At 72.2% G+C, this 11,986-nt stretch carries 14 protein-coding genes; 9 read left to right on the top strand and 5 right to left on the bottom strand.

Features of this window, described 5'->3' with window-relative positions; genetic code table 11:
• Positions 1-99 precede the first annotated feature (99 nt).
• Positions 100-267, top strand: a complete 168-nt coding sequence (locus tag IO39_RS53155; RefSeq protein WP_020545024.1) for a DUF3117 domain-containing protein — start codon at positions 100-102, stop codon at positions 265-267.
• Positions 268-345: 78 nt separating this feature from the next.
• Positions 346-1,749, top strand: a complete 1,404-nt coding sequence (locus tag IO39_RS31610) for a leucyl aminopeptidase (RefSeq protein ID WP_043630638.1) — start codon at positions 346-348, stop codon at positions 1,747-1,749.
• Between the two features lie 86 nt (positions 1,750-1,835).
• Here IO39_RS31610 and IO39_RS31605 read toward each other — a convergent pair whose 3' ends face one another.
• Positions 1,836-2,474, bottom strand: a complete 639-nt coding sequence (locus IO39_RS31605; protein ID WP_043630636.1) for an O-methyltransferase — start codon at positions 2,472-2,474, stop codon at positions 1,836-1,838.
• 172 nt (positions 2,475-2,646) lie between these two features.
• Here IO39_RS31605 and sigE point away from each other — a divergent pair, with 172 nt between their 5' ends.
• The 4 genes from sigE (at position 2,647) to IO39_RS31585 (ending at position 6,568) form a co-directional block, all read left to right on the top strand.
• Positions 2,647-3,279 carry an RNA polymerase sigma factor SigE gene (sigE, locus tag IO39_RS31600; RefSeq protein ID WP_063765376.1) on the top strand — a complete coding sequence of 211 codons (633 nt, stop codon included), beginning with the start codon at positions 2,647-2,649 and terminating at the stop codon, positions 3,277-3,279.
• 1 nt (position 3,280) lies between these two features.
• Complete coding sequence (locus tag IO39_RS31595; protein ID WP_043630635.1) at positions 3,281-3,808, top strand: anti-sigma factor family protein; 528 nt, start codon at positions 3,281-3,283, stop codon at positions 3,806-3,808.
• A 167-nt stretch (positions 3,809-3,975) separates the two neighbouring features.
• On the top strand, positions 3,976-5,874 hold the full coding sequence (locus IO39_RS58130; RefSeq protein WP_052423606.1) for a trypsin-like peptidase domain-containing protein: 1,899 nt from the start codon (positions 3,976-3,978) through the stop codon (positions 5,872-5,874).
• 328 nt (positions 5,875-6,202) lie between these two features.
• The gene (locus tag IO39_RS31585) at positions 6,203-6,568 is read left to right on the top strand and encodes a sec-independent translocase (RefSeq protein WP_043630633.1); all 366 of its coding nucleotides are present in this window, start codon (positions 6,203-6,205) and stop codon (positions 6,566-6,568) included.
• Between the two features lie 145 nt (positions 6,569-6,713).
• On the opposite strand, the gene IO39_RS31580 is transcribed toward IO39_RS31585, so the two are convergent.
• Positions 6,714-7,850, bottom strand: coding sequence for an Mrp/NBP35 family ATP-binding protein (locus tag IO39_RS31580; RefSeq protein WP_043630629.1), 1,137 nt, complete (start codon positions 7,848-7,850; stop codon positions 6,714-6,716).
• Between the two features lie 160 nt (positions 7,851-8,010).
• Here IO39_RS31580 and IO39_RS31575 point away from each other — a divergent pair, with 160 nt between their 5' ends.
• Entirely contained in the window at positions 8,011-8,538 is a 528-nt protein-coding gene (locus tag IO39_RS31575; protein WP_245642417.1) for a MarR family winged helix-turn-helix transcriptional regulator, read from the top strand.
• A gap of 32 nt (positions 8,539-8,570) precedes the next feature.
• Here IO39_RS31575 and IO39_RS31570 read toward each other — a convergent pair whose 3' ends face one another.
• Both IO39_RS31570 and IO39_RS31565 read right to left on the bottom strand, forming a co-directional pair.
• Positions 8,571-9,038 carry a DUF1003 domain-containing protein gene (locus tag IO39_RS31570; RefSeq protein WP_084773803.1) on the bottom strand — a complete coding sequence of 156 codons (468 nt, stop codon included), beginning with the start codon at positions 9,036-9,038 and terminating at the stop codon, positions 8,571-8,573.
• Positions 9,035-10,240, bottom strand: a complete 1,206-nt coding sequence (locus IO39_RS31565) for a magnesium transporter MgtE N-terminal domain-containing protein (RefSeq protein ID WP_245642416.1) — start codon at positions 10,238-10,240, stop codon at positions 9,035-9,037. Before IO39_RS31565 ends, IO39_RS31570 begins: the two co-directional genes overlap by 4 nt.
• Positions 10,241-10,337: 97 nt before the next feature.
• Between IO39_RS31565 and IO39_RS31560 the strand changes: the two genes are divergently transcribed.
• Complete coding sequence (locus tag IO39_RS31560) at positions 10,338-11,318, top strand: EamA family transporter (protein ID WP_043630624.1); 981 nt, start codon at positions 10,338-10,340, stop codon at positions 11,316-11,318.
• Between the two features lie 94 nt (positions 11,319-11,412).
• On the opposite strand, the gene IO39_RS31555 is transcribed toward IO39_RS31560, so the two are convergent.
• Positions 11,413-11,781 (bottom strand): hypothetical protein, encoded by a 369-nt coding sequence (locus IO39_RS31555; protein WP_043630622.1) that lies wholly within the window; start codon positions 11,779-11,781, stop codon positions 11,413-11,415.
• Positions 11,782-11,834: 53 nt separating this feature from the next.
• On the opposite strand from IO39_RS31555, the gene IO39_RS55040 reads away from it, so the two are divergent.
• Complete coding sequence (locus IO39_RS55040) at positions 11,835-11,972, top strand: hypothetical protein (RefSeq protein ID WP_157549133.1); 138 nt, start codon at positions 11,835-11,837, stop codon at positions 11,970-11,972.
• Positions 11,973-11,986: the final 14 nt, after the last annotated feature.

Genomic DNA, 11,986 nt, shown 5'->3' with positions numbered 1-11,986 from the left:
GAGAATAGGACATCACAGAAGACGTGAATGCGCCGACCACCCCCTCGGGAGGTCGGAAATCGCGGGCCGCGGGAGCCCAAGGCAGGAAGGGATGCACGCATGGCGGCGATGAAGCCGCGGACCGGCGATGGTCCGCTCGAGGTCACCAAGGAAGGGCGCGGCATTGTCATGCGGGTCCCCCTGGAGGGTGGCGGCCGGCTCGTCGTGGAGATCTCCGCCGACGAGGCAAAGGCGCTCGGCGAGGCGTTGAAGAACGTCGTCGGCTGAGCGCTCCCGAGAGACAACCTGACCACGACCCTGGCGTAAGTCCGGCGCCAGGGTCGCTGACGTTCGAGGAGAGGTTCCGTGCCCATTGAGACCACTGCGACGGTGGTCGCCGAGGTTCCCGACGACGCCGAGCTGCTGGCCGTGCCCTACGACGCCGGTCTGCGCCCCGCGGTCGAGCTGCACCTGCCGGTGCCCGACCTGCTGGCCCACTACGAGGCCAAGGGCGAGGCGGGGGAGATCGTCGAGGTGCCGGTGGCCCGGCCGGGCGGCGTGGGACGGGTCCTGCTGTACGGCGTGGGCGACGCCTCTCCGCGCGCCCTGCGCACCGCGGGCGCCGCGCTGACCAGGAAGGTCAAGGGCAGGGACACGTTGACCGTGGTCGCGCCGGACGGCGACGTGAGGGTGTTCGCCGAGGCGGCGCTGCTGGCGGCCTACACCTTCAGGATCGGCGACGCCGGCCGGAAGCCGGTGCGGGCGCTGGTGTTCGCGGGGGCGGGGGAGGAGCCGGTGCGGCGCGCGGAGATCGTCGCGCGGGCCGTGGCGCTGGCCCGCGACCTGGCCAACACGCCCTCCTCCGTCAAGGACCCCGCCTGGCTGGCCGAGCGGGCGGGCGAGGCCGGCGTGCCGGTCGAGGTGTGGGACGAGGAGCGGCTGCGGGCCGACGGGTTCGGCGGCATCCTCGCCGTGGGCATGGGCTCGTCCCGACCGCCCCGGCTGATCCGGCTCTCCTACGTTCCTGAGGAGCCGGCCGCGCGGCACGTCGTGCTGGTGGGCAAGGGCATCACGTTCGACTCGGGCGGGTTGTCGCTCAAGCCGACCGACAACATGAAGTTCCAGAAGACCGACATGGCGGGCGGCGCGGTCGTCATCGCCGTGCTGGGCGCGCTGGCCGCGCTCAAGGCGCCCGTGCGCGTCACCGGGCTGGTCGCCGCCGCCGAGAACATGCCCTCGGGCACCGCGCAGCGGCCCAGCGACGTGATCACCCACTACGGCGGCCGCACGGTCGAGGTGCTCAACACCGACGCCGAGGGCCGGCTCGTGCTGGCCGACGCGCTGGCCTACGCCGACGCCGTGCTCGACCCCGACGCGGTCGTGGACATCGCCACGCTCACCGGGGCGATCACCGTGGCGCTCGGGCGCAACGTCGGCGCCGTCTACTCCACCGACGACGCGCTGGCCAAGGGGCTCGAAGAGGCCGGGCAGGCGGCCGGCGACCGGCTGTGGCGGATGCCGCTGATCGAGGACTACAAGCCGGCGCTGGAGTCGTCGATCGCCGACCTGGCCAACGTCGAGGCGGGCGCCAGGTTCGGGGCGGGCTCGATCACGGCGGCGCTGTTCCTGCGCGAGTTCGCGGGCGACCGGCCGTGGGCCCACCTCGACGTCGCCGGCGTCGGGCGCAGCACGGTGGACGAGGGCGTGCTGTCCAAGGGCGCCACCGGGTTCGGCGTGCGCGTCCTGCTCGAATGGCTCACCAAGGGCTGAGCCCCGCGAGACCGGCCCGGCTCGCCGGGCCGACCGGGTGTGGCCCCGGGGCGCGGTCCGGGCGGGTCGGGCGTGGCGGGCCGCGGTCAGTCGGCGATCTTGATGGCGGCCAGGAGGCCGTCGCCCAGGGGCATGAGCACCGAGCGCAGCCGGTCGTCCGACTGCACCAGCTTGCCCACCTCGCGCAGCGCCACCGTCTCGGAGTCGCGTTGCGCGGGGTCGGCCACGCGGTGGTGCCACAACATGTTGTCGAAGGCCACGACGCCGCCCACGCGCAGCAGGCGGACGGCCTCGGCCAGGTAGTCGGCGTATTCCTGCTTGGCGCCGTCGGCGAAGACCATGTCGTAGCCGCCGTCGGACAGGCGCGGCAGCACGTCGAGCGCGCGGCCCGAGATGAGGCGCACCCGGCCCCCGGAGAAGCCGGCCTCCGCGAAGGCCAGCCTGGCCATCCGCTGGTGCTCGGGCTCGACGTCGACGCTCGTCAGCGTGCCGTCCGCGCGCATGCCGCGCAGCAGCCACAACCCCGACACGCCGCAGCCCGTGCCGATCTCGACGACGGACTTGGCGTTGACGGCGGTCGCCAGGAAGCACAGCGCGGCCCCGCCGCCGGGAAGGATGGGCGTGGCACCCATCTCCAGCCCGCGCTGCCGCGCCGCGTGCAGGATCTCATCCTCGTGATGGAACTGCTCCGCATAGGCCAGAGTGGCCTCCACCGGAGTGGTCATCGGCCTCCTCCCCCACTTTCGTGCGATTGGTCCACGAGATTGGCACCGATCGCAGCCTAGGGGAGACGCGCCGGGACGGGAACTCAGGACGGCCCCGAGGCGTTGCAGGTTTAAACGGGCTTTGCCGGTCCGGAAGGCAGGCAGTGCGCACGAAGGGACGAAACCAGGCACTATGGCGGTAGCGGTGGTCCCAGAGAGAGGAGTTCTGGTGGACGAAAGCGACCACCAGACCGATACTCCCGTGTCGTCTGATTGGACTCCCCCCACGTGGGAGGAGGTCGTGCGGACGCACTCCGCGCGCGTGTATCGGCTGGCTTACCGGCTTACCGGCAATGTCCACGATGCCGAAGACCTCACACAGGAGGTCTTCGTCCGGGTCTTCAGGTCGCTGTCGAGCTACACCCCCGGCACGTTCGAGGGGTGGCTGCACCGGATCACGACCAACCTGTTCCTCGACATGGCGCGGCGCAAGCAGCGCATCAGGTTCGAGGGGCTCGCCGACGACGCGGCCGAGCGGCTGCGCGGCCGCGAGCCGTCCCCGGCGCAGGCGTTCGACGACGCCCACCTGGAGCCCGACATCCAAGCCGCCCTCGACGCGCTCGCCCCGGAGTTCCGGGCCGCGATCGTGCTGTGTGACATCGAGGGCCTGTCTTACGAGGAGATCGCGGCCACGCTCGGCGTCAAGCTGGGTACGGTCCGAAGCCGTATTCACCGTGGCCGGGCGCAGTTGCGGGAGGCGCTCGACCATCGGGCCCCCCGTAATACTCAACTCCCCCCGACCGTGATCCGTGGGGAGGAAGCCTGATATGTCCCACCTTGGAGAACGCGTTTCCGCGCTTGTCGACGGAGAGCTCAACCACACCGAGCGCGAGCGTGCGCTCGCCCATCTGACTTTCTGCGCTGACTGCCGGCGCGAGGTCGAGTCGGTGCGGGCGCTGAAGTCGCGCCTGCGCTCGCTCGACGCGCCGGCGATGCCGGCCGACCTGACCATGTCCCTGCTCCGGATGTCGGAGCCGGGCGGGCCGCTGCCGCCGAGGGAGCGCCCTTTCCCCACCCGTACGTTCGGGGGAGTGCCGCTTCCCGGCCCCCATACCATCGCCCCCCTGGACAACCGCCCGCGCAGGGACGCGGCGGGCGGGGCCTCGGGCCCTGGCCGCGGTGGTAGGCGGCGCACGACATACGTGGCGGTCGGGGTGGTCTCCGCGGCCGTGGCGCTGGGCACCTTCTTCGCCGCGAGCGGCGTGGGCCAGAGCAATCCGGCCCCGCCGGTCGAACTTTTCCAGCAGCAGGCTCGTACAACCCCTACGAGCCCGCCCTCGACCGCCACACCTTGACGACCCGGTCATGCCGGAGGCAATCGGTTGGCGTAGTCGGCGGCGCGCGGGGCATACGATCTGGGTTCGGGAATTGTCATAGGCAAGTCCTGACAAAAGCTTTATAGCCCTCGTATGCCGCAAGAGCGAGGATTGCGGTGGCCGAGCCAAGGAGTGGTGAGACTTAGATGACCGACGAGACGCGCCCGGGCGAAGGACGCACGCCGTCGGACTCCCCCGAGCCACAGGGGCGGCCGGACTTCCTACCCGCGGACGACGGGTCCGAACCTGGCAGACGGCCCGAGCCGCCCGCCTCCTTCGGCTCGTCGTGGGGCGACCCGTCGGGCCGCCAGGAGGTTCTCGGCGCACCGCCGTACGAGTCGCGTCCGTACGACGCCTCATCCTCGGGCGGCCCCTCGTACGGTGACGCGCCGCCTCCGAGCGGCCCCGCCTACAGTGACGTGCCGCCTCCGGGCGGCGCCTCCTACGGGTCGTCCGCCCAGGACAACCCCACCCAGACCGGCCCCCAGTTCGGCGCGCCCTCCTTCGGCCCGCCCGACGGGGGCGCCCGCTCCTACGACGCCGGCCCGTCGTTCGGCCCGCCCGAGGACGGCGCGCGGCCGTACGACAGCGGTCCCTCGTTCGGCCCGCCGGACGGCGGGGCGCGGTCCTACGACAACGGGCCGTCCTTCGGCCCGCCCGACGGGACCACCCGCTCCTACGACAGCCCCGCGTTCGGCTCCACCGACGGCGGCACGCGCGCCTACGACGGCCCGTTCTTCGGATCGCCGGACGGAGGCGCGCGTTCCTATGACGGACCGCCCTTCGGCTCGCCCGGCGGGCAGCCGCCCTACGGCGGTGGCGGCGGCGCGGCCCCGCCTCCGCCGCGCCAGGCGCTGCCCATGGGCCCCGGCTGGGCGCCGCCGCCCCCCGGCGGCGGGCAGGGCGCGGCCAGGCGGATGCCGGGCACCGCGTTCCTGGTCTCGCTGGCCGTGGTCATCGCCCTGGTGGCCTCGGTGCTGGGCAGCGTGAGCACCTACCTGCTGACGAGGCCGACCAGCGCCAACGACCCCTCCTACAGCCTCGGCCCCATCCCGACCGGCGCGACCAACCGCGCGCCCGACTCGGTGGCGGGCGTGGCCGCGCGGGTGCTGCCCAGCGTGGTCTCGCTGGAGGTGGGCAACGGCACCAACACCGAGGGCGCGACGGGCTCCGGGTTCCTGATCAAGAACGGCTACGTCGTCACCAACAACCACGTGGTCTCGCTGGCGGCCAACGGCGGCGAGATCCGGATCATGTTCAACAACCGAAAGACCACCTCCGGCCGCATCGTCGGCCGTGACCCCGGCTCCGACCTGGCCGTGGTCAAGCCGGAGCAGACGTTCGGCACGCCGGAGATCACGCTCGGCAACTCCGACCAGGTGGTGGTCGGCGACCCCGTCATCGCCATCGGCTCCCCGCTGGGCCTGACCGGCACGGTGACGACCGGCATCGTCAGCTCGCTCAACCGCCCGGTCATCGCCGGCGACGAGACCGGCACGAGCAGCGAGGAGCCGGCCTACATCAGCGCCATCCAGACCGACGCCGCGATCAACCCCGGCAACTCCGGCGGCCCGCTGGTGAACGGCAGGGGCGAGGTCGTGGGCGTCAACTCCGCCATCGCCACGCTGGGTCGCTCGATGAGCAGCCAGGGCGGCAGCATCGGCCTCGGCTTCGCGATCCCGGTCAACCAGACGCGGCGCGTGGCCGAAGAGCTGATCACGACCGGCAAGGCCAAGCGGCCCAAGATCGGCATCGTCCTCGACAAGGACTACCGGGGCGTGGGGGTCAAGATCGCCTCGGAGCCGGCCGCGGGGCAGCAGCCGGTGACCGCGGGCGGGCCCGCCGACCAGGCCGGGCTGAAGGCGGGCGACGTGATCCTGGAGATCGACGGGCTGCCGCTGCAGGACGGTAACGAGCTGATCGCCCTGATCCGCAGCAAGGAGCCCGGCTCCAAGATCAGCGTGAAGTACCAGCGCGACGGGCAGGAACGCTCGGCCACGCTCACCGTGGTCGCCGAGGACGAGCCCACCCCGTCGCCGTCCTGACCGCCGTCCCGCACTCCTGACCGCGGTCCCGCCCTCCCGGGGCGGCCGGCCCGGCCCCGACGCGCCGCAGCAGGCCCCGCCTCCTGCGGCGCGTCGCTGTGTACGGCCCCGCCCGGGTCCGCCCGGGCCCGCCTGGCCCGCCTGGCCCGCGCCGGTGAGAGTCGGTGGGCGTCGGTGGGCGTCGGTGGACGGCGTCGTCGAGCCGCTGGTGGGCGAGGTCGTCCGAGATATGACCCAGGGGAGACGACCGACCTACCCCCGGGAGCCCTTAGTCTGTGGATAGGCCGGGGTTGTCCTCGGAGAGGTTTGACTGCGGTAGGAGCTCACGGTGTTCGGACTCGGGTGGTGGGAGATCGGAGCGCTGATTGTGATCGCGCTGCTCGTCTTCGGTCCCGAAAAACTGCCGCAGGCCGCCGCGCAGGCGGGCAAGACGCTGCGCAACCTGCGCCGGATGGCGAACAACGCGCGTGACGACCTGCGCGCCGGCCTGGGCCCGGAGTTCCAGAACTTCGACCCGGCCGACCTCAATCCGCGCAACTTCGTGCGCAAGCATCTCCTCGACGACCTCGAGGACGACTGGAACAACACCAAGTCCCGGGAGCTGGAGCCCGCCGTCGCGGCCCCGTACACGCCGGAGCCGGTCGACGAGCTCGGCTACGGCGAGCTGCCGCCCTACGACTCCGAAGCCACCTGACGCGCCCGCTCACCGCCGCACGGGAGCTTTCGCCCACGACTCGGGAGCCACCTGACGCGACCTGACGCGTCCGCACGCCGCCGCACAGCACCGGACATGAAAGGGCCCGCTCGTGAGGAGCGGGCCCGATCGGGGAGCCGGTGGGTCAGCGGCGCGGCGCGAGGCCGAGCTGGAGGCCCTTCAGGCTGGAGGAGCGCTTGCTGAGACCGTCGGCGATCTTCCGCAGCTCCGCCGCCGCGGGAGAGTCGGGGTCGGTCAGCACCAGGGGCTTGCCCTCGTCGCCGCCCTCGCGCAGCCGCATGTCGATGGGCACCTGCCCGAGCAGCGGCACCCGCGCGCCCAGCGTCCGGGTCAGCGCGTCTGCCACGGTCTGACCGCCGCCCTCGCCGAACACCGCGATGCGCTCGTCACAGTGGGGGCAGGGCAGCCAGGCCATGTTCTCGATGACGCCGGCGATCTGCTGGTGCGTCTGCGCGGCGATCGAGCCGGCCCGCTCGGCCACCTCGGCGGCGGCCATCTGCGGCGTCGTCACGACGAGGATCTCCGCCCCCGGCAGCCGCTGCGCCACCGAGATGGCGATGTCGCCCGTGCCCGGAGGCAGGTCGAGCAGCAGGACGTCGAGGTCGCCCCAGTAGACGTCGGCCAGGAACTGGTGCAGCGCCCGGTCGAGCATCGGCCCGCGCCACACCACCGGCGTGTTGCCCGGCGGCTTGAACATCCCGACCGAGATGACCTTGATGTCGTGGGCCACCGGCGGCATGATCATGTCTTCGACCTTGGTGGGCCGCTCGGCGGCGCCCAGCATGCGCGGGATGCTGTGGCCGTAGATGTCGGCGTCGACGATGCCGACCTTGAGGCCGCTCGCGGCCATGGCGGCGGCCAGGTTGACCGTCACCGAGGACTTGCCGACGCCGCCCTTGCCGCTGGCCACCGCGAACACGCGGGTCAGCGAGCCCGGCTGGTTGAACGGGATCTCCTTCTCGGGGCCGCGGTCGCCCCGCAGCTTGGTCTGGAGCGTCTTGCGCTGCTCGGTGCTCATGACGTCGAGCTCGATCTGGACGCCCGTCACACCCTCGACCTTGGAGACGGCGTTGGTGACGTCGCGGCTGATGGTGTCCTTCATCGGACAGCCGGCCACGGTGAGGTAGACCCCTACCCGCACCGCCCCATCGGGAGCGATCTCGATGCTCTTGACCATGTCGAGGTCCGTGATCGGGCGACGGATCTCGGGGTCGATGACGGTGGACAGTGCCGCCGTCACCAGTTCCTGGGTTGGTGCCATCGAAGTCTCGGCACGAGGGAGTGCCGTCCCTCCTTTGTCGGTATATGTGTGGCAGGCGCTGGAGGCCAGCGAGGATGCCCCTCCATGGTATGAACCGGCGCCCGCGCTGAGTTAATCCGCACTGTTAGATGTCCGTGCAACAACGTCCTAAGGTTACTCCGTGACCCTTCTGCGCGCCGAGAGCCTGTCCGCCGGGCATTTGGAGGTGTGGCGGATGTTGCAGCGCGCCCAGGTGCGCATCACCCGGCACCTCGAAGGCGAGCTGCTCGGCGCGCACGACCTCCCGCCGGCCTCCTACGACGTGCTGGCGCACCTGGCCGGCGCGCCTGGGCGGCGGTTGCGCATGAACGACCTGGCCGAGCGGGTCCTGCTCTCCCGCAGCGGGCTGACCAGGCTCGTCGACCGGCTGCAGCGCGACGGCCTGGTGATGCGGGAGGCCTGCGCCGACGACGCCAGGGGCCTGTACGCGGTGCTGAGCGACCGGGGCGCCGACCGGCTGGCCGAGGCGACCCCGACCTACCTGCGCGGCGTCGGGATGTTCCTCGCCCGGCTCGACGAGGAGGACCTCGCCCGGGTGCCCGCCCTGCTCGCCAAAGTCGGCGACCTCGGCTCCGCTCCCGAGCCCGCGGAGCAGGTCGATCCCCTCGCGCCCGGCAGGCCGGTGCCCGGCCTCAGCGCCGCTCCCTGAGCCCCTCGCGCCCGGCAGGCCGGTGCCCGGCCTCAGCGCCGCTCCCTGAGCTCCTCCACCAGTCTGCCCAGCTCGGCGCGCAGGTAGTCGCGGGTGGCCACCTCGTTCAGCGCCATCCGCAGGCCGGCGATCTCGCGCGTCAGATACTCGATCTCGGCCTGGTTGCGGTCGGCGGCCTCGCGGTCCTGCTCGTACTGGATGCGGTCGCGGTCGTCCTGCCGGTTCTGGGCCAGCAGGATCAGCGGCGCGGCATAGCTGGCCTGCAGGGACAACATCAGCGTGAGGAAGATGAACGGGTACGGGTCGAACTTCAGGTGTGCCGGCGCGAGCACGTTCCAGAGCACCCAGACCGCCACGAACACCGTCATGTACACGATGAACCGGGCAGTCCCGAGGAACCGGGCGATCCGCTCGGAAAGGCGGCCGAAGGTCTCCGGGTCGTAGTGCGGGCGCAACGAGCGCCGCAGGTCTCTCGGCTGGTCGAGTCGGTCAGTCGTCACGGTTCGTCGGCCCTCTCGCGCCAGTCTTCGGGCAGCATGTGGTCCAGCACGTCGTCCACGGTCACCGCGCCGACCAGCCGGCCCAGCTCGTCCACCACGGGGGCGGCGACGAGGTTGTAGTTGGCCAGGTAGTAGGTGACCTGGCGCAGCGTGAACTCCGGCCTGATCGGGTCGATGGAGGGGTCCAGCACGCTGCCCAGCAGCGTGGAGGGCGGCTCGCGCAGCAGCCGCTGGAAGTGGGAGACCCCGAGGTAGGCGCCCGTCGGCGTCTCCGTGGGCGGCCTGGTGACGTAGACCTGCGCGGCCATGGCCGGCGTCAGGTCCTGCTGCCTGATGTGCGCCAGCGCCTCGGCCACGGTGGAGGTGGGCGGCAGGATCACCGGCTCGCTGGTCATCACGCCGCCGGCGCTGGTCTCGGGATATCTCAGCAGCCGCCGCACCGGCGCCGCCTCACCGGGCTCCATCAGCGCCAGCAGCTCGGCCGCCTGCTCCTCCGGCAGGTCGTGCAGCAGGTCGGCGGCGTCGTCGGGCCCCATCTCCTCCAGCACGTCGGCCGCCCGCTCCGGGTCCAGCGTGCCGAGGATGCCGATCTGGTCGCCGGGCGGCAGCTCCTCCAGCACGTCGGCCAGCCGGGTGTCGTCGAGCGCGCGGGCGATCTCGACGCGCCGCTTGATCGGCAGCTCGTGCAGCGCGCTGGCCATGTCGGCGGCGCGCAGCGACTCGAACGCGGCGATCAGGCCGGCCGCCCCCTGGTCCTTCTGCAGCGTGTCGAAGCCCGACACCTCGGCCCAGTCCACGGTGCGCGGCTCGCGCCGCCTGCCCTTGTAGAGAGCGACCTTGGTGATCTCCCAGGTGGACGGCTTGAGCTCCTCCATGGCGACGTCGTAGACGGTCATGGGCTGGTCGCCGAGCCGGACGCGCAGGTCGAGCATCTGGCCGATGACCAGGGTCTCGGTGGCGCGCTGCTCGAACCTGCGCATGTTGAGCCGGCCGGTGAAGACCACGGCCCCGGCCTCGATGCGGCGTACGCGGGTGATCGGCAGGAAGACCCGGCGGCGCGGCTGCACCTCCACCACCAGGCCGTGCACGGTGGGCCGGCGGGCGATGCGCAGCCCGACCACGACGTCTCTGACCCGGCCGATCTGGTCGCCCGCCGGGTCGAAGACCGGGGTCCCGGGGAGCCGGGCCACGAAGATCTTCACCTGGCCAGGCTAACAGCGCCGCCCCATTGCGCCCGGGACGCCGGACATGTCAGTATCAAACGCACTTCACGGTCATTACTCGGCAGGCAGGTGTGCGATGAGGTATGGGGGGCTCGCGCTCGCGTTCGTGTCCTCGTGTTGTTTCGCGTTCTCGGGGCCCATGGCCAAATACCTGAACGCGGCGGGGCTGGCGCCGATCGAGGCCGTGTGGACGCGACTGGCGGGCGCGGGGCTGCTGCTGGTGGCCGTGCTGGTCGCGGTGAGACCGCGGGCGCTGCGCATCCCCGGCCCCAGGCTGCCGTTCTTCGCCCTGTACGCGGTCATGGCCGTGGCAGGCGTGCAGGCGCTGTACTTCCTGGCGATCACCCGGCTGCCGGTGGGGATCGCGCTGCTGCTGGAGTTCATGGCGCCGGTGATGGTGGTGGTCTGGGTGCGGTTCGTCCGCAAGGTACGCCTCGCGCGGGCCGCCTACGTCGGCGCGGTCGTCGCGGTCGTCGGCCTGGCCATCGTCGTGGAGGCGTGGCAGGGGCTCCGGCTGGACGCGCTGGGGCTGCTGCTCGCCCTGCTCGCCGGGGCGTGTTGCGCCGGATATTTCCTGATGAACGATAGCTTCGGCGACGACGTGGACCCGCTCGGGCTGATCGCCTGGGGCATGACGGGGGCGGCCGTCGTGCTGATCCCGTTCGCCCGGCCGTGGAACATCCCGTGGGACGCCTTCACGACCACCACCGCGCCGGCGGGCGGGCTGCGGCTGCCGGTGCTGGGGGCCTACCTGTGGATGGTGGTGATCGCCACCGTGGTGGCGTACATCCTGGGGGTCAACGCCGTGCGGCGGTTGTCGGCCGCGGTGGGGGCCACCGTGGCCTCCCTTGAGGTGATCGGCGGCGCGATCGTGGCCTGGGGGCTGGTCGGCGAGACGCTCGGCGTGTTCCAGATCGTGGGCGGCCTGATCGTGCTCTCCGGCGCGCTGCTCGCCCAGACCGCCACCGCCAGTGCCCAGCCGGAACTCCCCGCCCCCGCCCCCGGGACGGGCCGCGAGAGCGGCCAGGAGGCCGCGCCCGTCACGACGTCCGGGTGACCTGGAGGGCCGCGCCGGGTGAGGCCGGCGCCGCCCGCGCGGTCACCGTTGCGGGGCGGCTTGGGCGGTCACGGTTGCGAGGTGGCCTGGGCGGTCAGTGTTGCGGGGTGAGCCGCCAGATGGTGGACTCGCGGGCCCAGCGCTCGGGCAGGTGCTCGCTGTCGCGGGCGTTGAGCCGCTCCTTGGCCAGCACCGCCACGACGTCGGGCGCCGCCGCCTGGTCGACGGCCGAGACCGCGGCCTCGAACTCCACCAGCCTCGCGCCGTTGTCCTTGCTGCGCAGCGTCACGCGCACCCGGTCGAGCGCGTCGAGGCCGGGCAACTGCTGCTCCTCGCCCCCGGTGACCAGGTAGATCGCGCCGTCGTGCCAGGCGTGCCAGGCCAGGCGGGGGCGGTCGAGGGCGAGCCAGAGGATGCCCGACTTCTTGGCGCCCTCCTCGATGGCCGCGGTGTTGTCGCTCACAGCTCCGACTGTAACCGGCGAACCGCCGCCGCCACGATCCCGCCATAGGGGGCATGCGAACGATGGGCCGCGACGGGCGCGCCCGCGCGGTGGGCGGCAGGACCGAGATGGTGTCGCTGCCCGGCTGGGACGAGCCGTGCGGCATCGACGGACTGATCGCCAGGCTGGAGGCCAACGGGTTCACCGGCTGACAGCCGAAGTACGG

Origin of the sequence: Nonomuraea candida (assembly GCF_000725485.1) — a bacterium.
GTDB lineage: Bacteria > Actinomycetota > Actinomycetes > Streptosporangiales > Streptosporangiaceae > Nonomuraea > Nonomuraea candida.
Note: the sequence above shows the minus strand (reverse complement) of the source record. Positions and strands in the feature narration are given on the sequence as shown.

Excerpts from the sequence above, each read along its gene's own strand:
- IO39_RS53155 (WP_020545024.1), top strand. The coding sequence starts at position 100 with ATGGCGGCGATGAAGCCGCGGACCGGCGATGGTCCGCTCGAGGTCACC.
- IO39_RS31580 (WP_043630629.1), bottom strand. The coding sequence starts at position 7,850 with ATGGCACCAACCCAGGAACTGGTGACGGCGGCACTGTCCACCGTCATC.
- IO39_RS31560 (WP_043630624.1), top strand. The coding sequence starts at position 10,338 with ATGAGGTATGGGGGGCTCGCGCTCGCGTTCGTGTCCTCGTGTTGTTTC.
- IO39_RS31595 (WP_043630635.1), top strand. The coding sequence starts at position 3,281 with ATGTCCCACCTTGGAGAACGCGTTTCCGCGCTTGTCGACGGAGAGCTC.
- sigE (WP_063765376.1), top strand. The coding sequence starts at position 2,647 with ATGGCGGTAGCGGTGGTCCCAGAGAGAGGAGTTCTGGTGGACGAAAGC.
- IO39_RS58130 (WP_052423606.1), top strand. The coding sequence starts at position 3,976 with ATGACCGACGAGACGCGCCCGGGCGAAGGACGCACGCCGTCGGACTCC.
- IO39_RS31605 (WP_043630636.1), bottom strand. The coding sequence starts at position 2,474 with ATGACCACTCCGGTGGAGGCCACTCTGGCCTATGCGGAGCAGTTCCAT.
- IO39_RS55040 (WP_157549133.1), top strand. The coding sequence starts at position 11,835 with ATGCGAACGATGGGCCGCGACGGGCGCGCCCGCGCGGTGGGCGGCAGG.